The 19,927-nt window shown below is 71.2% G+C and carries 18 protein-coding genes; 14 read left to right on the top strand and 4 right to left on the bottom strand.

The window, feature by feature from the left end; genetic code table 11:
* Positions 1–329: 329 nt before the first annotated feature.
* From CCN56_RS11670 to CCN56_RS11685, 4 genes are all read left to right on the top strand, one after another.
* Positions 330–1,274 carry a DUF2637 domain-containing protein gene (locus CCN56_RS11670; protein ID WP_086826213.1) on the top strand — a complete coding sequence of 315 codons (945 nt, stop codon included), beginning with the start codon at positions 330–332 and terminating at the stop codon, positions 1,272–1,274.
* A gap of 292 nt (positions 1,275–1,566) precedes the next feature.
* Positions 1,567–2,013, top strand: coding sequence for a plasmid mobilization relaxosome protein MobC (mobC, locus tag CCN56_RS11675; RefSeq protein ID WP_306300601.1), 447 nt, complete (start codon positions 1,567–1,569; stop codon positions 2,011–2,013).
* Complete coding sequence (locus tag CCN56_RS11680; RefSeq protein WP_107484135.1) at positions 2,014–3,663, top strand: relaxase/mobilization nuclease domain-containing protein; 1,650 nt, start codon at positions 2,014–2,016, stop codon at positions 3,661–3,663.
* Positions 3,664–3,728: 65 nt separating this feature from the next.
* Positions 3,729–4,598, top strand: coding sequence for a ParB N-terminal domain-containing protein (locus CCN56_RS11685; RefSeq protein WP_179199805.1), 870 nt, complete (start codon positions 3,729–3,731; stop codon positions 4,596–4,598).
* A 453-nt stretch (positions 4,599–5,051) separates the two neighbouring features.
* Here the strand turns inward: CCN56_RS11685 and CCN56_RS11695 are convergent, their stop codons facing one another.
* Entirely contained in the window at positions 5,052–5,660 is a 609-nt protein-coding gene (locus CCN56_RS11695) for a GNAT family N-acetyltransferase (protein ID WP_256961918.1), read from the bottom strand.
* A gap of 23 nt (positions 5,661–5,683) precedes the next feature.
* The gene (locus CCN56_RS11700; protein ID WP_218779404.1) at positions 5,684–7,096 is read right to left on the bottom strand and encodes a hypothetical protein; all 1,413 of its coding nucleotides are present in this window, start codon (positions 7,094–7,096) and stop codon (positions 5,684–5,686) included.
* Between the two features lie 395 nt (positions 7,097–7,491).
* Between CCN56_RS11700 and CCN56_RS11705 the strand changes: the two genes are divergently transcribed.
* The 6 genes from CCN56_RS11705 (at position 7,492) to alaS (ending at position 13,940) form a co-directional block, all read left to right on the top strand.
* Positions 7,492–8,322, top strand: coding sequence for an aspartyl/asparaginyl beta-hydroxylase domain-containing protein (locus CCN56_RS11705; RefSeq protein WP_086826220.1), 831 nt, complete (start codon positions 7,492–7,494; stop codon positions 8,320–8,322).
* A 43-nt stretch (positions 8,323–8,365) separates the two neighbouring features.
* Entirely contained in the window at positions 8,366–9,238 is an 873-nt protein-coding gene (locus tag CCN56_RS11710) for a hypothetical protein (RefSeq protein ID WP_086826222.1), read from the top strand.
* A complete protein-coding gene (locus tag CCN56_RS11715) occupies positions 9,235–9,834 on the top strand; it encodes an LOG family protein (protein WP_086826224.1) in 600 nt (199 codons plus the stop codon). Before CCN56_RS11710 ends, CCN56_RS11715 begins: the two co-directional genes overlap by 4 nt.
* Positions 9,831–10,388: an orotate phosphoribosyltransferase gene (locus CCN56_RS11720; RefSeq protein WP_086826226.1), complete on the top strand. Its 558-nt coding sequence runs from the start codon at positions 9,831–9,833 to the stop codon at positions 10,386–10,388. Before CCN56_RS11715 ends, CCN56_RS11720 begins: the two co-directional genes overlap by 4 nt.
* Positions 10,385–11,038, top strand: coding sequence for an HAD family hydrolase (locus tag CCN56_RS11725; RefSeq protein WP_256961919.1), 654 nt, complete (start codon positions 10,385–10,387; stop codon positions 11,036–11,038). The genes CCN56_RS11720 and CCN56_RS11725 overlap by 4 nt, the downstream gene beginning before the upstream one ends.
* Before the next feature lie 241 nt (positions 11,039–11,279).
* Positions 11,280–13,940, top strand: coding sequence for an alanine--tRNA ligase (gene alaS, locus CCN56_RS11730; protein ID WP_086826228.1), 2,661 nt, complete (start codon positions 11,280–11,282; stop codon positions 13,938–13,940).
* Between the two features lie 33 nt (positions 13,941–13,973).
* Here alaS and CCN56_RS11735 read toward each other — a convergent pair whose 3' ends face one another.
* Complete coding sequence (locus CCN56_RS11735; RefSeq protein ID WP_179199806.1) at positions 13,974–14,555, bottom strand: GNAT family N-acetyltransferase; 582 nt, start codon at positions 14,553–14,555, stop codon at positions 13,974–13,976.
* Between the two features lie 203 nt (positions 14,556–14,758).
* Between CCN56_RS11735 and CCN56_RS11740 the strand changes: the two genes are divergently transcribed.
* Complete coding sequence (locus CCN56_RS11740) at positions 14,759–15,013, top strand: hypothetical protein (RefSeq protein WP_373412849.1); 255 nt, start codon at positions 14,759–14,761, stop codon at positions 15,011–15,013.
* A gap of 53 nt (positions 15,014–15,066) precedes the next feature.
* The gene (locus tag CCN56_RS11745) at positions 15,067–16,098 is read left to right on the top strand and encodes a serine hydrolase (RefSeq protein ID WP_086826233.1); all 1,032 of its coding nucleotides are present in this window, start codon (positions 15,067–15,069) and stop codon (positions 16,096–16,098) included.
* A gap of 99 nt (positions 16,099–16,197) precedes the next feature.
* Here the strand turns inward: CCN56_RS11745 and CCN56_RS11750 are convergent, their stop codons facing one another.
* Positions 16,198–17,379 carry a hypothetical protein gene (locus CCN56_RS11750; RefSeq protein ID WP_256961920.1) on the bottom strand — a complete coding sequence of 394 codons (1,182 nt, stop codon included), beginning with the start codon at positions 17,377–17,379 and terminating at the stop codon, positions 16,198–16,200.
* Positions 17,380–17,891: 512 nt separating this feature from the next.
* Here CCN56_RS11750 and CCN56_RS11755 point away from each other — a divergent pair.
* Together CCN56_RS11755 and CCN56_RS11760 are read left to right on the top strand one after the other, a co-directional pair.
* On the top strand, positions 17,892–18,863 hold the full coding sequence (locus CCN56_RS11755; RefSeq protein WP_086826237.1) for a formylglycine-generating enzyme family protein: 972 nt from the start codon (positions 17,892–17,894) through the stop codon (positions 18,861–18,863).
* On the top strand, positions 18,860–19,927 hold a 1,068-nt coding region (locus CCN56_RS11760), incomplete at its 3' end, for a sodium:proton antiporter (protein ID WP_086826245.1). The genes CCN56_RS11755 and CCN56_RS11760, both read left to right, overlap by 4 nt.

Here is a 19,927-nt window from a genome sequence, read left to right on the forward strand (position 1 = left end):
CGTCCCCGCGCAGGTCAGCGCGGGGACGAGTCACCGACCCGCAACGAGTCGACTCGACATCACCGCCCCACCCGTACCTGCCCTGACCAGCAGCGGGACGAGTGGGACGAGTCCCCACCGCCCACAGCCGCCCATGCCACGGCGGCCACACCCTTCCCCACCTGGAGACCCCCGCCTTGCACTTCCCTGCCCCAAGCACCCCGGCAGCGATACGCAGCATCCGCGCCCGCATCGCGCGGCTCACCTCGGCCGCCGAGGACCAGTCCCTCAAACAGAACGACGGTCCTGACGACGCTCGCCGAGCAATCGCACCCGATGGGGGGCGCCGTGTGAACCGCGCAGGACGCTTCATCCTCGTCCTCGGCCTGGTGGCCGTCGTCCTCATGGCCTTCCGGGTCTCGTGGAACGCCCTGTCCGACGTGGCCCGCGCCATCGGCGCCGACCCGACCGCCGCCCTGCTCTACCCGATCGTGGTCGACGGGCTGATGGCCCTCGCGCTGATCGCCACGCTCGTGCTGACCGGTGACGACCGGACGTTCGCCCTGAAGATCCTGGCGGCCTACACGATCGCCAGCCTCCTGCTGAACTACGTGCACGGCCTCGTACCAGCCCTGCACACCGACTCGATCCAGTGGGGCCGACTGACCGACCTGGACTACGCGAACTGGGCCCTCGTACTGCTGGCAACCTCACTCCCAGTCGGGTCGATCTACTTCGGGTCGGACCTCGTGGCCAAGGTGCTGCACCACAACACCAAGTCGGCCGACTCCCCGGAAACGACCGCTGCCCAGTCGGCCGGCGACCAGGCCCCACGGTCGACGCCTGACCGGCCCGAATCGGCCTCCGACCAGCTGACCGAGTCGGCCCCCACGAAGGTCACCGAGGCACCTGCCACGGGGCCGACCGAGGGAGCCGAAGCAGCTCCCGTCACCCGACCGCCTCTGCCGACCACGGTGGCGGAGTCGACCGGAGCCGGCCCGCGTCGGGCGACCGGTCGGGTCCCCGATGCCGCCAAGTCGACCGCCAACCGCACCCGCACACCCGGCGAAGTCCTCGACAGGGCCCGACTCCTGACCGCCGACTGGAGCGACGACCACCTGACCGCCGAACGTCTGCGCCGCGAACTACGGATCGGCCTGCCCCGGGCCCGCGCCTTGCGCGACCAGCTTCAAGCCGAGCGCACCGGCCAGGCCCAACCCGCCACGGACGACGGCTCCAAGGCCGGACCACTCGACGAACTGAACGAAGCCGCCTCCCCCGACGGCACCGGCTGACCCTCACCGCGCCCTGACCCGCCCTCCGGCGCATCCCGTGTCCCCGTGCAGACAAGCACGGGGACACGGTGGCCGCTCACGCCCAAGCACCCAGCACTCCGCGGAGAACCGATCCATGCACAACCCGAGCCGCGAGCTCCCCACTTCCCAGCAGCAGATGCCCACGACCCCTGCCCCGGGCGGAGCAAGGTATGGCGTTGGACCGTCCAAGGGCCGGTCCCACGCAGACGCCTCCGCCCCGGGGGTGGCGGAGGCGGGCCCCCGGCGCGAGGGCGCACCGGGGACAGGGGGCGTGCGTGCCGCCGACGAGGCCGCGCTGCACCGTGTCGCCCGCCGCCGCGCCCGTCAGGACGTGCAGCGCAAAGAGCGTGTCGACGTCCGCTACAGCACCGACGAGAAGCAGGCGATCCTCGCTGAAGCCCGCCGGCTCGGCCTGGCCGGCGCGCACCTCGTCGGCGCCATCGTCATGGGCCACCTGAACGGCGACCTCGCCCTGCCCGACCAGCGCACCCCGGTCGACGATCTGATCGACGAGCTGGCGGCCCTGCGTACGCAGGTCGCCAGGATCGGCACGAACGTGAACCAGATCGCCCACCGCCTCAACGCCGGTGGCGATCCACACCCTGTGGACACAGTCGTGCTCGCAGAGGCCGGACGAGTCCTGACGCTGGCCCGGCAGGCGGTTGCCGCGATCGACACCGCTGCGGATGTGGCCGCCACACAGCAGCGGGCGGCCTGATTGATCGCGAACATCGTCAAGCCCGGCCACAAGACCAGGGGCGTCCTCAACTACCTCTACGGGCCCGGCCGCGCCAACGAACACACCGACCCCCACCTCGTCGCCGCCTGGGACGGCTTCGCCCCCGACCCCGGCCGCGATCCCGACGCCACCCTCGCCCAGCTCGCCACCGTCCTCGACCTGCGGGTCAAGCAGGCCGGCCACAAGGCCCCGAAGAACCACGTCTGGCACTGCTCGATCCGCGCCGCACCCGAAGACCGCCACCTGACCGACGACGAGTGGGCCACCATCGCCCGCCGCGTGCTGAACGCCACCGGCATCGCCCCAGTCGGCGACCCCGACGCCTGCCGCTGGGTCGCCGTCCGCCACGCCGACGACCACATCCACATCGTCGCCACCAAGGTCCGAGGCGACCTCCGCCCACCGAGGAACTGGAACGACTTCCTGCGCGCCGACAAGGAACTCGTCGCCATCGAGAAGGAATACGGGCTCCGCCAGGTCCCGCGCGGCGACCGCACCGCCGCCAAGCGCCCCACCCGAGCCGAACAGGAGAAGGCCCAGCGCACCGGCCGCCCCACAACCGCCCGCGAACGCCTGCGCACCACCGCCCGCACCCTCCTCGCAGCAGCCACCACACCAGAGGAGTACTTCCGCCTCCTCGAAGGCTCCAGCGTGCTCGTGGACATCCGGCGATTCCCCTCCGGCGACATCCGCGGCTACAAGGTCGCCCTCGCCGGTGACACCAACAAGGACGGCGAGCCCGTCTGGTTCTCCGGCTCCACCCTCGCCCCCGACCTCTCCTACCCCAAGATCACCGAGCGCCTCACCGGCACCGACACCAGTCCAGCGGCACCGTCGGAGTCCCATGCCTGGCGTCGCCTCGCCGGGGCAACCGACCGGGTGCCCGAGCTCCTCGACCACTCCGAGGACGAGGCCGGACAGGCGCACATCGCCGTCCTCGCCGAAACCCTCGACGTCCTGCCCCTCGCCGCCCCTCCGGGCCTGCGGCCCGGACTCCTGCAGGCAGCCACCGCCTTCGAGCGGGCCAGCCGCTCCCGCATCCGCGCCCAGCACCAACAGGCTCAGGCCACACGCCGAGCGGTCAAGGCGATCCTGCGTGAACCCGCCCCGAAGGACGGAGTCCTCCTCACCGTCCTCCTCGACGCCGTTCTGCTGGCGGCAGTCGCCGCGCAGCACTGGCACCGCACCCACGGCCACAACCAACAGGCGGAGGCCGCACGACAGGCAGCCGAGCACCTCCGGGCCACGTACCAGGCCGCGGCAGCCGAGCCGCTGGCCGTGTTCCACCAGCGAGAAACCCAGCTGCCCGAGTGGCTTCGCCGCCAGCAGGCGGCCACCGTGCGCCGAACGCTCCCGGAACAGGCCGAACAGATCCTCGCCGAACCCGGCTGGCCCGCCCTCGCAGCCACCCTCGCCCAAGCCGGCGCCGCCGGCCACAATCCCGCCGCCCTCCTCACCGAAGCCACCGCCCAACGAGAACTCGACACCGCCACAAGCGTCAGTGAAGTCCTCATCTGGCGGCTCCACCGCCTCGCCGACCTGACCCAAAGCGCCACCAAGAGCGCCCCGACACCCCAGTCGGCTCCCTACCGCCCCGTCCGCACCGACCAGCAGCGCCGCACGCGCTGAACCCCATCCCGCCATCCGACAAGGAGCACACCCTGAAGATCCACCCCATCGCCAGCATGTTCCCGATGCTCAGCCAGGACGAGTTGCTCGACCTCGCCGACTCCATCAAGGCCGAAGGCCAGCACAGGCCGATCGTCCTCGACTCCGACGGCGTCCTCCTCGACGGCCGCAACCGCCTCGCCGCCTGCGAGATCGCCGGCGTCGAACCCCGCTTCACTACCTACACCGGCAACAACCCCACGGCGCTGATCCTCTCCAACAACGTGTTCCGCCGGCACATCAGCAAGGGCCAGCAGGCCATGATCACCGCCATGGCTTGTTCCGTTTCGGGACACTCCCTGCGGGACCTGGCCAAGCTCCACGGACTGAGCCGCAGTCGCCTCTCCGCCGCCAACGTCGTCCTCAAGTACTCCCGCGAGCTCGCCGAGCAGGTCCGTATCGGCGCCGTCAGCCTCGACAACGCCTACAACGCCGTCTCCGAGGGCAAGGCTCGGGCCGCCGCCCTCCAGGAGAAGTACGACCGCCTCCGCGAGCTCGCCCCCGACCTCGCCGAACAGGTCACCGAAAGCCAGATCACCCTCGATGACGCAGCAGCGGCGTTGCACGAGCGGCTGGAGACCGAACGGCTCCGGCAGTACGTGATCAATGCCGACTCCGTGCGCCTCGCCGATGGCGACACAACCCCGTCCCTGGCCGAGCTCGTCGAACGGGGAGACATCACCTGGCCCGAGGCACGCCAGCGTGCCGAGGAGTTCGCCGTCCATCGTCGGGACACCATCCAGCGATCCAGGCAAGCCCTCCATCTCATCGCCGAGAACTGGACCGCCATCCAGGACCTCGCAGCCCGCCCCAACACCCCCTACGCCCGAGACATCCTCGACGGCCTCGCATCCGAAACCCGCTCCCTCGCCCAGGCCCTGATGACCCTGGCTTGATACGACACACACTCCTTGGGGCCGACGTCGAACGCGCCGGCCCCAAGGGGCTTGCCTTCTCTGAACAGGGCGGATCTCAGGCGGTCTACCCGTCAGCGGCTACGGCGGTGACGGCCTCGCCCCCTCGCCCCTGAGCGGTGCTCGGGACCGTGCCCTGGAGACGGCGCGGGGCGGGTGGGCGAGTCGTGCGTCCGGAGGGAGTGCCAGATGCGTGCCTGGAGTTCTTTGATGCAGGCACCGCAGGCGTACATGGGTGCCTGGGCTCCGGCGACGGTAGCCGGACCGATCCACAGGACCCTGGTCTGCTGCTGTCCGCAGTAGAGCCAGCAGACGCCGTCGACCCAGTCGTTCCCGTCGTCGGTGGCCGGCGGGGTGGGCAAGCCACCGCGCGCGAAATCGGCGATGCCTGGGATCACCAGATGGTGCCGTAAGCCGGCCTCGGTAATCACCGGCTCACCTCTCCGGTCCGCTGTCCGCGTCAGACGAGACGGCGGGCAGCCGATTCGCGGTGGCGACGTCGTCGATCGGCGTCCACTCGTGCTCCAGGATCGAGTACGTGATCGAGTCCCGCCACGCTCCGTGGACGAAGACGTGGTCGCGGATGCGGCCGTCCTCGGTCATGCCCGCCCGCAGAAGGGTCCGCGCGGACGCCTCGTTGAGCGGTGAGCGGGCCGCCCAGATGCGGTGGAGGCCGAGCGTCTGGAAGCCGAGCGCGCACAGCAGGTGGACGGTCTCCGTGCCCAGGCCCTTGCCCCACTCGGCCGGGTGCAGGGCGAAGCCGATGGTGGCCGCCTGCTGAGGTTCGGTCGCCAGACGCGCGTAGCCGATCAGCCGGTGCTCGCCGCGCCGCGTGATGGCGAGGCAGTACTCGGTCCTCGGGGTGTCCGTGGCGGAGGCGATGGACCGGTCGACGATCGCCTGGACCTGCTCAGGGGTGCGGGGCTCGAAGCTGAGGTGCCGGGTGGCCTCGGAGTCGCCGTAGATGGCCAGGAGGGCCTCGGTGTCCTCGGGTTCGACTTCGCGCAGGGCCAGGCGGTGGCCGGCCAGGTGGACTGGGGTCATGGGCGCGGAGCCTACCTGCGGGGTCATCGGACGAGGACGGAGGTCGGGGTGGCGGTGAAGGCTTCGATCTCCTCGCGCAGATCGGCCGCCACGCCGCCGCTTCGGCGCCCGTCGGCGTGCAGGGCGGCGTGGACGCGCTGGGCGCTGCTGGTGATGCCGAAGTTCCGCTGCTCGATGGGGAGGTCGAGCACGGGACGTACGGCCTCGATGGCGCCCTCGATCTGGCCCCGGGCGATGCGGGCGAGGGCGAGGTCGGTCTGCGCGCCGGCCTCGTCGCCGAAGGCCCACTCGTCCTCGGAAGCGTCGCGGTACGCGGTGACGGCGGCCTCCGACCGGCTCTCGCCGAGCGCGGGGTCCTGGCCCAGGTGCACGGTGGCCTCGGCGACGTAGTACAGCTGCCGGGGTACGGGGAAGGTCATGATGCCGCCGAAGGCGTCGAGGTCGTCCGTCTCAACAGCCGCGCGGGCGTCCTCGGCCTGCTGGATGGCGGTGCGGGTGGCGTCGGCGTCGCCGATCAGGGCGTGGGCGCGGGCGGAGAGACAGGCGAGCCAGACGCCGGTCGTGCCACGGACGTTGCCGGCGACGTTCTGGCCGAGCGTGGCGTAGTCGGCGGCCTCGGCGGGGCGGCCGGCCCAGTAGGAGATGAGCGACTGCAGGGAGCGGACCCAGGCGCGCATGGCGTGGTGGTCGGCGTTGTCGGCGCACACGAAGGCGGTGCGGGCCTGCATCATCGCGGCGCTCGGGTTGCCCAGGTCGTGGCTGGCCTTGGCGAGCATGCCGGAGGTGATCCCGGCGAGCAGGTACAGCTCCCGGGCCTGCAGGGGCTTGACCCGGCCGTGCTCCAGGAGCCGGAAGGTGAGGTCCTGTACCTCGACCAGGTCACCGAGCAGTGTCGGCAGCGCCAGCCTCGGATAGGCGGCGGTGAGGCGCCGCACTTCGTCATGGATCTGGCCCAGGGTCTCCGGGCCGATGCTGCTGCCCTCCGCCATCGCGGTGAACCGAAGCGCACGACGAGCCGCCATCGCGACCTGCCTTTCCAATTCCGTGGTGCCCGCGTCGAGACGGGGCTCGTTGCTGAAGCTGACGGGGCCGCCGGCAGGCAGTGCCGCTGCCTGCTCGGTGGGGAGAAGGGCAGGGGCCGACCTGGTCGGCGGGACGACGAGCGGGAGATCGGCCGGAGGCGTGGATCGTGCGGTGGCTGGTGCGGGAGCGAGGAGGAGCTCGACCTCGACGCCGAACATGGCTTCCAGTACCCGGCACTGGTCTGGGTAGGGGCGGGTCTTCACCGCACCGCCGTACCAGCGCTCGAACTGCCGCTTCGAGACCGACAGGCCCCGGAGCCGCGGATCGTGTTCGTTCTCGGCGATCGAGCTCGCGGTCGCCTCGAACCGGAGGCGGAAGGTCTCGTAGACCTGCCAGTGCCGCCGGAGCGTCAAGACCCTTAAGAGCGTGGGAGTTTCAGCCACGGCAGATCCTCTCCGTCCCCGTTCGTCTCCACCCGACGATAGCCGCGTCGGATCGGCGGGAAACCCGTTCGGCAGCTCCCCGACGGAGATGACGGCGGCCATGACGGCAGTCATGACGCACGGCCGTCATCGACCGACATCGACCGGGTCGCGAGCCGTTCGGCGGCGACGGTTCCATGACGGCGGCGCCGTCGTATCCATGCCTCATCGCCCACCTCCATGCTGAACGCCACTTCGCCGTACGTGCACCTCCGGCGGCGGAGCGTGAGATCAGGAGCTGCCTCAGCGGCTCCGGCCGATCACCCCATCCAGCACCACGTGCCCGCTGGCCCGTTCATGGGCTGGCCGGCGACGGGAGGGAACCGATGGACACCCTGACCGCCCTTGCCGGGCAGATCGCCCAGCTCGACGCCGTCGACCCCGCTCAGCTGGAGCGGATGCGCCACGAGGCCCTGACGGCCCGCGCCCCCTGGAAGGAGGAGTACAGCGCCTACCAGTCCGGGGGCTGGTGGACGACCTCGCTGATGAACGCCTCCGGTGAGGCCGCCGACGTGACAATCGGCGACTGCGCGGCCCGGCCGACCGACCTGCTCGCGCAGATGCCGGCCACCGCCGCGCTCCTGGCCGAACTGGGCCTGAACTACATGTGGGTGCGGCTCGCCCGGCTGGAGGCCAACGCCTTCCTGTGGGAGCACCGCGACTACGACGAGCTCGACCAGGTCGAACGGCACCGGCTGCATATCCCGCTGCACACCAACACGTCGGCGTTCCTGGTCACGGGCGGCGCCAAGGTGCACATGACCGGCGGGCGGATCTGGCGGCTGACGCCCACGTACGCCCACGGGGTGTGCAACCTGCTGGGCCCCGACCGGGTCCACCTGATCGCCGACGTGTACGCCGACGACGCCTACAGGCGCCTGGCCCGCCGGCCCTCGCTCGACCCGGCCGCCGCGGAGCCGCTGCTCGCCGTCGACCAGGCGGTGCTCGCCGAGCGGCTCCAGGCCGCCCGTGGCATGGCCGGCCTCGGCTACGCGGAAGCGGCCGAGCGGATGCTGCTGCGGCTCTTCTACACGTACGCCCTGCCCGAGGGCACGGTCTATGACCTGATCGCCGAGCTGCACACCTCGCTCGGCGACGAGGAGGCCGCGACGCGCTGGACGACGGCCAAGCGCCGCCTCCTCGCCCTCACGGCCTGATCACCCACCAGGCCACCCGCTGGATTCCGAACGGAGGACGCGCATGTCCACCCTGCAACTGGCAGCACTCACGTACGCCAACCGCCCGGCCCAGCTCCCGCTGCTGTCCCGGCTCGCCGAGATCCTGGCCGCCTCACCAGCCGTCACGCACCTGATGGTCCGCGGCTCGCTCGCCCACGGCACCGCCGACCGGCTCTCGGACGTCGACTTCGTCGTCGGTGTCCACGACGCCCAGCTTCCCGCCTTCGTCGAAGCCCTGGACGACCTGATGTCCGTCGAAGCCGGCGCCTTACTGCCCGGCTGGCGAGACACGATCGTCGCCGACCTCGGCGGGGTGGGACTGGTCTTTCTCGTGCCGGACGACGGGCACCTGCACCAGATCGACATGTACCTCGTGCCCGCCTCGCACGCCCCGGGCCTGCGGGCGACCGTGTCCACGGCCTTACTCCTCGAACGCGAGCCGGGGCCTGTCACCCCTGAGGAGAACGCCGTGGCCGCGCGCTTCGCGGCCGAGTTCCTCGCCCGGCCCCGTACCTGCGCCGAGCTGCTGATCGAGCACTTGGTGCTGGCCGTGCTGCTGCACAAGCGCATCAAGCGCGGCCAGCGGTTCATCGCGTACTCCGAGTGGCACCGTCTCCACACCGCGACGAAGGACCTGATCAAGGCCGCACTGGCCCCCACCTCGCGGTTCTGGGGCTGGTACCAGCTGGGCGAGGAGATCGCCGTCACCCCGATCGGCCGGGCCTGCCTCGGCGACCTGGAGGTGGCGATCAGTGGGCCAGCCGTGCCCGTCGCCGCCGATGTCGACGCGGCCGTCGAGCGGACACTCGCCCTGGTCGAGCGAGCCTGCCCCGAGGCGCTGGCTGGCCTGGGCACCGCCATCGCGGCGTACCGCACCTACCAGGAACTGGTGTGAGCGGCCTCCACCTCGCGGGTCCGGCCACCAGCCGGGCCCGCGAGGATCTGACCGCCGTGTTCTTCGGCGGAGTCCGCCCCGCCTCCACCAACGAGGAGACCCTGGCCGAAGAGATCGGTCAGGCCCTGGCCCAGGCGGGATACCAGCTTCTGCACGGCGGCTACAACGGCCTGATGGAGGCCGCCGCCCGCGGAGCTTCCTCCCAGGGAGCCGAAATCACCGCCGTGACCCTCATCGACAAGCACGACACGTGGGGTGCGTTCAACCCGTACGCCACCGCGTCCGTCCACCTGCCCGACCTCGGCACCCGACTCAACCACTACCTGGCCCACGCCGACCTCGTCGTCGCCATGGGCGGCGGCATCGGCACGCTGCACGAGCTGACCGCCGCCGTCTACTACGCGACCACCGTCCGGCCCGTACCGATCTGCCTCGCCGGGCCGACCGCCCTGCGCCTGCTCGCCTTCCTGCGCGAGGAGAAGTGGCTGTACGAGACGCCCACCCGGCCCCTCGGCTTCCTCAGTACCGCCGAGTCCGCCGACGCCTTCCGCTCCCGCCTCACCGCGCTCCGCACAGCACCGATCGGAGGAGCATGAGCACCGCCGCCACGCCGTCCCTGGCCGAACTCGCCACCCGGCTCGCCGAGACCGCCTGTATCACCGCCCCGTTTCAGCTCGCCGACGGCGCGAGGCTCGACGCCTACTTCGACGAGTACCGTCTGGCCGCCGACCCGGCGCTTCTGCGCGACACCGCCACCACCATGGCCGCGCTCGTTCCCGACGACGCCCAACTGCTGGCCGGCATCGAACTCGGGGGCGTCCCCCTCGTCGTCGCCCTGTCCGCCGCTACCGGACTGCCCGCCGTCTTCCTGCGCCGCCGGCCGAAGGCTTACGGCTCCCGGCGTCAGATCGAGGGTGCCGCCTTCAACGGCCGCCGGACCGTCCTCGTCGACGACGTGGTCCGCTCCGGCGGACAGCTGCTCACCATGGCACGCACCTTGCGGCTCGCCGGGGCGCCGGTCGCCGATGCGCTGTGCGTTCTTGAGCGCCCGCTCGGCGGCCGGATGCTGCTGGCCGAGCACAACGTCACCCTCCACTCCCTGCTGACTGAGGGCGACCTGCTCTCACCCGAGCCGGAGGGTGCGGAGTGAAGCGGGCCGTGCTGTTCGACCTCGACGGTGTCCTCGTCGACAGCCGCCACGCCCAACTCGCCACCCTGGCCGGCTTCGCGACGTCCGTCCTCGCTCGACGCGTCACCGTCGCCGACCTTCCGACCGAGGCCGCGACCACGCCGCGCGAGCACGTCCTCGCCGAGCTCGGATACGCGGGATCGATCAACCCGGACAGCTGGGACGCGGCGACGGCCACCGCCACCCTCACCGCCGAGGTGTTCCCGTTCGTGGCCGACGCCCTCGCCGCGCTCCGCGCCGCCGACGTCGCCACAGGCATCGTGACCCTGCGAAGCCGTCAGCGGGTCGACTGGCTTCTGCCACCCGGCATCCTTGGCCTGATCGACGTCGTCGTCTGTTACGAGGACGCGGCGCCGAAGCCCGCGCCGGACGGCCTCCTGCTCGCCCTCGACAAGCTCGGTGTGCCGCCCGGCGACGCCGTGTTCGTCGGCGACATGGAGTCCGACATGCACGCGGCCCAGGCGGCCGGCGTGATGCCGATCGGTTCCGGCTGGGGCTTCTCCGACCCGTCGACGCTTACCCGTGCCGGCGCCGCCGTCGTACTCCCCCACGCCGACGACCTCGCCGGGACGCTCCTGTCCCTGATGGGCGCCGGGCTGCGGGGCGCATAAATCCAAGCGATCTTGACTCCGAACCCGCTACGCTGGGTGGTGCAGTCGCAGCGGACCGTTGCGTCCAGTGTCGGCTGCGCCACTCAAGCGACGGTTCTGGAGTCATGGTCTACACCGTGGGGGCGCGAGCTATCTGCGTCGAGCTGGAGAACTGAGAACCACTCAGTCCCTGTTCTCGGCCCGGCTCGGCGTGTGATCGACCCCCATCTCTCCACGACTCTTCCGTGAGGGCCACACCACCATGCGCTCGACGCAGATCCGCTCCACCTTCCTGGACTTTTTCACCTCGCGCGGCCACCGCCAGGTCCCGTCCAGCCCGCTCATCCCGTCCGATCCGACGTTGCTGCTCGCCAATGCCGGCATGAACCAGTTCAAGCCGTACTTCCTGGGCGAGGTCACCCCGGAGTTCCCGCGCGCCACCACCATCCAGAAGTGCGCCCGCACTTCCGACATCGACAACGTCGGCCGTACGAACCGGCACGCCACGTTCTTCGAGATGATGGGCAACTTCTCCTTCGGCGACTATTTCAAGGCCGACGCCATCGCCTTCGCCTGGGAACTCCTCACCCAGGGCTACAACCTGGAGAAGGACCGCCTCTGGATCACCGTCTACCAGGACGACGACGAGGCTGAGCAGCTCTGGCGCAAGATCGGTGTCCCCGCCGACCGCATCCAGCGCCTGGGCATGGAGGACAACTTCTGGTCCATGGGCGTCCCCGGGCCCTGCGGCCCCTGCTCGGAGGTCAACTACGACCGAGGGCCTGCCTTCGGCCGCGAGGGCGGACCGGCCGTCGACGGCGAGCGGTACGTGGAGATCTGGAACCTCGTCTTCATGCAGTACCAGCGGGGCGAGGGTGACAAGAACGGCGACTTCCCGATCCTCGGAGACCTCGCCCAGCAGAGCATCGACACCGGCCTCGGCCTCGACCGCCTCGCCGCGATCCTCCAGGACGTCGAGAACGTCTGCGGCACCGACCTCCTGCGCCCCACCCTCACCACCGTCCAGGAACTCGCCGGCCGTGACTACCCCGGCAGCGGCGAGGAGAAGGTCTCCTTCCAGGTCGTCGCCGAGCACGCCCGCTCCATCGCCTACCTGATCGCCGACGGAGTCCTGCCCGCCAAGGACGGCCGTGGGTACGTCCTGCGCCGCCTGATGCGCCGCGCGGTTCGCCACGCCCGTCTCCTCGGCATCGACCAGCCCGTCCTCGCCCCGGCCACTGCCAGCGTCATCGCCAACCTCGGGAACGTCTGGCCCGAGCTGACCGCCCAGGCCGCCCTCATCGAGCAGGTCGTCACCGCCGAAGAGGAGTCGTTCACCCGCACCCTCGCCCAGGGCACCCGGCTCCTGAACGCCGCCATTACCCGCAGCCGCGAGAGCCGGTCCACGACGCTGACCGGGGAGACCGCCTTCGAGCTGCACGACACCTTCGGCTTCCCCGTCGAGCTGACCGTCGAGGCCGCCCGTGACGCCGGCCTGACGGTCGACGAGGACCGCTTCGCCGACCTGCTCGCCGAGCAGCAGCGGCGCGCCAAGGCCGGCGGCAAGGCCAAGACAGCCGAGGCGCTGCGCCGTCAGGACGTCTACCGCGAGCTGTCCGCCCGCCACGGCCGTACCGACTTCGTCGGCTACGACCGCCTCAACGCCGAGGCGACCGCCCTCGGCCTGATCTCCGACGGCACCGCCGTGCCCAGCGCCGACCAGGGAACCACCCTCGAACTGGTCCTGGACCGCAGCCCGTTCTACGCCGAATCCGGCGGCCAGGTCGGCGACACCGGCACCATCCGAACCGCCAACGGCACCCTCCTGGAGGTCCTCGACACCAAGCCCGGTCTGGAGCGCTTCCACGTCCACACCGTGCGCGTCGCCGAAGGCGAGATCCGGGTCGGCGAGCAGGTCGAGGCCCTCGTGGATGGCACCCGCCGCGAGGCCGTCGCCCGCTCCCACTCCGCCACCCACGTGCTGCACGCCATGCTCCGCCGCACCCTCGGCGACCACGCCCGCCAGCACGGCTCACTCGTCGACGCCGGACGCCTCCGCTTCGACTTCGCCCACTTCTCCGCCGTCGACCGCACCCAGCTCGCCGCCATCGAGACCCTCGTCAACGACAGCCTCCTCGCCGACCCCGAGGTACGCGTCTGGCACGCCTCGCGCGCCGAAGCCGAGGCCGCCGGGGCGACCGCCCTGTTCGGCGAGAAGTACGGCGACCACGTACGCATCGTCGACATCGGCGACTTCTCCCGCGAACTCTGTGGCGGAACCCACATCGGCCACGGTTCCAACGCCGGCCCCGTCCGCATCGTCGGCGAAGCCTCCATCGGCTCCAACCTCCGCCGCATCGAAGCCCTCACCGGCCGCGACGCCCTGAACTACTACGACACCGAGCGCCGCCTCCTCGAAGAACTCTCCGACCTGCTCGGCACCCGCCCCCAGAACGCCCCCGACGCCCTCCGCAAGCGCATCGATGCCCTCACCACGGCCCAGCAGGAACTCGGCCGCCTCCGGGAGACCGAGCTGCGAAGCCGCGCACAGCAGCTCGCCGCCTCCGCCCGCCCCGTCGCCAGCGGCCGCGGCCGCGTCGTCGTCCAGAAGATGACCGGCCTCGGCCCGGCCGAACTCCGCTCCCTGGCGCACCACACCGCCGACCTCCTCGACGCCGTCCACGCCGCCGTCGTCCTCGGCACCGAACACAACGGCAAGGCTCTCTTGGCCGCCGCGGTCACCCGCAGCCTCCACGACACCGGCACCGACGCCAGCCGGATCCTCATCGCCGCCGCCCGGGCGGTCGGCGGCGGAGCCGGCGGCAAGGGAGCGCTCGCCAGCGCCGGCGGCCGTCGCCCTGAGGCACTCGACGAGGCGCTCAAGCTCGCCACCCAAGACGCGACCCGGGAACTCACCTCGTAGGCCACACGCCCACTCGCGGGTGTCGGCGTTTCCTCACCGGGAGGGGCCGACGCCCGCGGCCCTGTTGGTCGTCGCCAGCTCCTTCAGGAGAACCACGCTGTCGTAGTTCGTCACGCGCCACCGCCAGGACCCGACAGGCACGTAACCGCGCCTGCGATACCAGCCGACAAGGTCGACGGCCTCGGCAGACGTATCGATCACCACCTGCGAGAACCCGAGTGCGGCGATACGTTCCTCCGCCAAGACCAGCAACCGCTGCCCGAGCCCCGTCCCCCGGTGCGAAGGGTCCACGGCCAACTGCCAGAACGACCCCGAGCCGGCCCCAGCCGGATACCCCTCTGGGGCCGCATACGGAGCTGCCACCGTCACGGTGCCCACCAGCTCACTCCCCTGCAGAGCCACCCAGCACTCACCCCGTCCCAGCCTATGGGCCGTGTCCTGCACCGACTGGTACGAGGCAAAGAAGACCCGACCTTCGGCCGCATGACCGGAGTAGGCGCGGTGGAGCAGGCGCGTCAGATCCGCAACGGAGTCCCCCTGGGTGAACAACCGAACCACCACCGGCTCACGACGACTACCGAGCCGCGTGGACGCGCCGACTGCTGATCTGGACACGTGATCAATTATCAGCCGGAGAGCACCACGCTGCCCGCTGAGCCCCGAGCAGGCGGCCGGCGATGCTCCTGGCTCGCTCGGTCGGCGGGTGGATGCCTAGGCCGCTGGGAAGTACACGGCACCGTCGGGACTGCTCCGTCAGCAGCCACTTTGGTGAGACCCTCCAGCTCGTCGTCCAACAAGACCACGTCGAACCCTGGCTCGTGGCCCTGGAAGCCCAGGCATGCGGGCTCCCCGTCCTCTACCAGCCGGTTCCCGGCCTCACCGAGGCGCTGGGCGGCACCGGTCTGGCCACCGACTTCGCCGACCCGCACGCCGTCGCCCGCGAACTCGACCGCCTCCGCACCAGCCCCGGCCTCCTGCCCGCCCTTAGCGCGGCAGGAGTCGCGAACGCGGCCCGCTTCCCCCTGAGCGCCACCGCCACGGCCCTCGCCGAGCTCGGCCGGCGACTCGCCTGACCACCGTGGCGCACCGCCAACAAAGCCAGCCGTCTCACTACGATCGGAACACCATGACGCTCGACATCCCGCGCATTGAGCAGCTCCTCCAGGACGGCGTCCACGACCGGGTCTACCCGGGAGCCGTCTGGGCCGTAGGCGACGCCGAGGGCACGACGGCGAGCGGGGCGGTAGGTCTCCTCGACCCGACCGCCCCCGACGAGCCCATGCGATTCGACACCGTCTTCGACATCGCCAGCCTCACCAAGATCGTCGCAGTGTGGGCCGTCATCGGCACCCTCGTCGAAGAGGGCAAGCTCCAGCTCCACACCCCGCTCGGCACCTTCTGGCCCGAGGTCACCGGCCACCCCCTCGCCCAGGTCACCACCCACGAGCTCCTGACCCACACAGCCGGCCTCCCCCTGCGCGCCAACCTCAAGAACCTGTACGGCACCGACCCCCAGGACATCCGCGACGGCGTCCTCCACGAGGCCCTCCACCGCGCCCCCAGCGAAGCCGTCGAGTACACGGATCGGGCCGCCCTCATCCTCGGTTACCTGGCCGAGTACCTCGATGGGACGCCCCTCGACAGCCTGGCCGCAAGCCGCATCTGGGAACCCCTCGGCATGACCGAGACCCGCTTCGGCCCCCTCCCCGCGGACGTGGTCACCCGCTGCGCCGCCACCGAACTCCACGAGGAAACCGGCACCCACCTCAAGGGCACCGCACACGACTTCTCCGCCCGCCTCCTCGGCGGCACCTGCGGCATCGCCGGCGCCTTCTCCACCCTCGCCGACCTCAGCCGTTTCCTCCGCCACATGCTCGCCCCGACGCAGACCGCCTTCGGCCAGTCCTGGATCGCCGACTCCCTCCGCATCCGCACCGGCGAACTCACCCCTGCCCGCGGCCTCTTCTGGCTCCCTGCACCCGGCACCGAGCTGCGCGAAGACGTCTGGGTCCACTACGGCTTCACCGGCACCGGCATGTGGATCTCCCCCACGAAGGACCGGTGGGCGGTGCTGCTGACCAACAAGCTCTACTACACCCGCGACCGCGAACCGCTGACCGACGTCCGCAACGCGTTCCGCGAGCTGGCGTTCGCCTGAGGCACCCGGCCGCCTTGTCCGGGAGACGCACCTACCTCGCCCGGCTGCCTGGGGCGGCCCCGGCATGGCCGGCTTGGCCGAACGCCGCGACCGCGCCGGTCACCGGCCAGGTTCCGGGTCCGCCGGTGCGGGAGGTCCCGCTGCCTGGGTCCTGCGGCCGGTCGCCGCGAGCAGGGCGATCAGCGCCAGCACCGCGAGGAAGATGAGGACCAGCAGCAGGATCGTCAGGACCGTGGGGTGGTTCCACAAGGCGAAGAGCAGGGCCAATACCAGGAGGACGCCGATCGTGAGCCACCGGCGGTAGTCCGCCGTCCACGTACCCACACGACCGGTGTGGATGCCGTGGGTGTCCGCCCATCGGGCGGCGGAGTCGGCAGTGCGCTCGGAGGTGGCCCGTACGGCGCGTGCCCCTCTGCCCGGCCCGACGAGGTAGGCGCCGAGAGCGACGACCACACCGAGCACGATCACGGTGCGCAGCGTGATCCGCAGGAAGTGCAGGAGCTGGTCGAAGATCGCTGCCGCGGCCGCCTCGGACTGCACCTGCGGGGGCAGATGGTCCAGGTAGTAGCGGCGGGCGACGACAAGGCCGACGGCGACGATCAGGCAGGCCAGGGCGGCGCCCAGGGCGGTCTTCGCCAGGGCCCGTCTGCGGCGGTAGGCGAGGACGACACCCGCTGCCGCGATCAGCACGGTCAGCACCGGCATCCAGTTGCCGAGCGTGTCCAGGGCGTTCGCGGCGCCCTGCATCCGCTCCAGCTTGTCGGACTGGAAGAGCACCATCTGCTTGTCGACGTCCGGGATCTTCTCGGCCGGCGTCACACCGGCGTCGACGAGCTCTTCCTTGACCCGGTCGACAGCGGCGCCGACATCGAGGGTCACGGTGCCTTCCTCGACGCCGACCGCCCCGCGTCCCTCGCCGGTCAGAGCGTGCACCACAGCCGAGTGGGCAGCCCGGTTGGCGGTGGTCCACACCTTCTCGAACCGGTCGCTCTCGACGAAGCGCGTGGCCACCTTGTCCGCGGCGCCGGTCACGGCCGCGTCCAGCTGAGGGGCCAGTCCCTTCACGGCCTGGGCGGTGCGGGGCGGCAGGCCCTGTGACTGCAACCAGGCCGCGAGGTCGGCGGTGACCTGCTTGCCGTCGACCCGTACGTCGACGGCCTGGACGATCCGGTTGTGCGCGGCCGCCTCGATCGCTGGGTCGGAGGCGAGCGGTGCGACCGTCTCGACGTAGCGGTCCGTGTCGAGGGCAATGTCGTGCACCCAGACGGTCAGTACCGACACGGGGACCAGGATGCAGGCAAGGACGATCAGGACCGCCGAGGCCACCTTCCGTGCGATTCTGCCCGGGCCTGACATGTGCGACCTGCCGCCCGACCGCGAACCTCCCTCGGCAGGGTCGTTCGGTGGTTCCATCGGGCTGGTCACCCGTCCTCCAGGTCGAGGCGCGGCCTGTCGTGGCTGCCGTTGGTATCCATTCCTCCCGATCGCAGCGAAGGCAGCCTCCTGAGATGCGCCATCTGGAGCGGGTGCCCGGGGTCATTCGAGGGTCGGGCCGGCATAAGAAGACCAGGGGCGACCAGCCGCCCACGGCACGACAACCGGCTCCGTCGCCCACCCGGCATGTCGCACCATCGGCCCCGACCGCCGCTGAGCCCAAGCGACGCGCCGTAATGGTCGCCTCCCTGATCGGACCGGACGTCATCGGCGTCGCGCACACCGTGTCGATGTCGGGTGCGGCTGCATCGAAGCACGATCATGAGCAGACTGGCGCATGTGATCCTGATGGGTGATCAATGTCGGAAAGTGGATCAGGCGGAAGCTGCTGCAGCCCGCCCCGGGGCGAGACGGTGCGGCATGTGACGGTGACGGTGCCGTCCACGCCCCCGGCCGGCGCGCGGGCGGACAACATGGTGCGCATCCCCGGCGGTGAGTTCCTGATGGGGGCGGAAGACCACTGGACCGTGCCCGGCGACGGGGAGGGGCCCGTTCATCCGGTGCGGCTCGCGCCCTTCCGGATCGACCGCTGTGCCGTCTCCAACGCGGAGTTCCAGGGCTTCGCCGACGCGACCGGATACGTCACGGACGCCGAACGCTACGGCTGGTCGTTCGTCTTCGCCGGGCTTCTGCCGCCTGACTTTCCCGACACCCGGGCGGTCGCCGAGGCTCCCTGGTGGCGGCAGGTGTACGGGGCATGCTGGCGCCACCCCGAGGGTCCCGCGTCCGAAGTGAGCGACCGCGCCGACCACCCGGTCGTCCACGTCTCGTGGAACGACGCGACGGCCTACGCCGCCTGGGCGGGAAAGCGGCTGCCGACCGAGGCCGAGTGGGAGTACGCCGCCCGTGGCGGCCTCGAACAGCGTGCGTTCCCCTGGGGCGACGAGCTGGAGCCCGGCGGTGAGCACCGGATGAACGTGTGGCAGGGCAGCTTCCCTGACCACAACACAGGAGAGGACGGCTGGTACGGCACGGCGCCCGTCACCGCGTACCCCGCGAACGGTTACGGCCTGCACAACATGTGCGGCAACGTCTGGGAGTGGTGCGCCGACTGGTACTCGCCCGGCTACTACGCGCGCAGCCCGAAGGAAGGACCGCCCGGTCCCTCGCTCGGCGTGCAGCGGGTGATCCGCGGCGGGTCCTACCTCTGCCACGCTTCCTACTGCCGCCGCTACCGCGTCGCCGCCCGCAGCTCCAGCACCCCCGACAGCAGCACCGGTCATCAGGGGTTCCGCTGCGCCCGCGACGACGCACCGGCGAGGGCCCGGTGAGCGGCAGCGCATGGACCGGGGCGGCCGTGGCCGCCGTCACGGCCGGATACGCGCTCTGCTCCCGGCGGCTGTCTACGACCGCCGTGTCGGCGCCGATGGTGTTCACCGCCTTCGGGGTGGCCATCGGACCGATCGGGCTCGACCTCCTCAATCTGGAGCACGACGCAGGACCGGTCCTCACCCTGGTCGAAGCCGCCCTGACCCTGGTCCTGCTCACCGACGCGATGTCCGTACGCCGCCGTGATCTGCGGCTCGGCGGATTCCTGCCCGGCCGCCTGCTGGGAATCGGGCTGCCTCTGACCATCGCGGCCGGCTGGCTCCTGGCCTGGCCTCTGCTGCCGGGCCTGACCGTATGGGAACTGGCGCTGGTCGGGACGATCCTGGCCCCGACCGACGCGGCGCTCGGCAAGACCGCGGTCTCCAGCCCTCGGGTTCCCCCGCTCGTGCGCAGCGGTCTCAATGTCGAGAGCGGCCTCAACGACGGCATGGCGCTGCCCTTCTTCCTGCTCTTCCTCGCGGCTCTGCCCGGAACCACGTCCTCGGAAGAGGGAGTCGCCGGGGTCTTCTGGCGGGCGCTCGTGCTCAGCACCGCGCTGGGCCTTGCCGTGGGGTGGGGCGGCGGATGGGTGCTGCGCCGGTCGCGCGAGAGGGGCTGGGTCGGTGACGACTGGCGGCAGGTGTTCGTCCTCGCCGTGGCCGCAGGCTCGTACACCGTGGCGGTCGTCGTCGACGGAAGCGGGTTCATCGCCGCCTGGGCGGCCGGCTTCGCCTTCGGGGTCGCGCTGAGGCACAGCGCGACAGCGGACACACCGCCGACGGGCGATGACACCGCCCACCTCGCCGAGCGCCTCGCCGAGCTGCTCGCGTCCTTGAGCTTCCTGGTGTTCGGCGCCGTCCTGCTCGGCCCGGCACTGGAGCACCTCGACTGGCGGATCATCACGTACGCGGTGCTGAGCCTCACCGTGGTCCGGATGCTGCCCGTCGCCCTCTCACTCGCCGGAACCGGCCTGGCGCTTCCCACGGTCGCCTACGTCGGGTGGTTCGGGCCCCGGGGCCTCGCCTCC

It is taken from the genome of Streptomyces sp. NRRL B-24572 (genome assembly GCF_002156145.1).
Lineage (GTDB): Bacteria > Actinomycetota > Actinomycetes > Streptomycetales > Streptomycetaceae > Streptomyces > Streptomyces vietnamensis.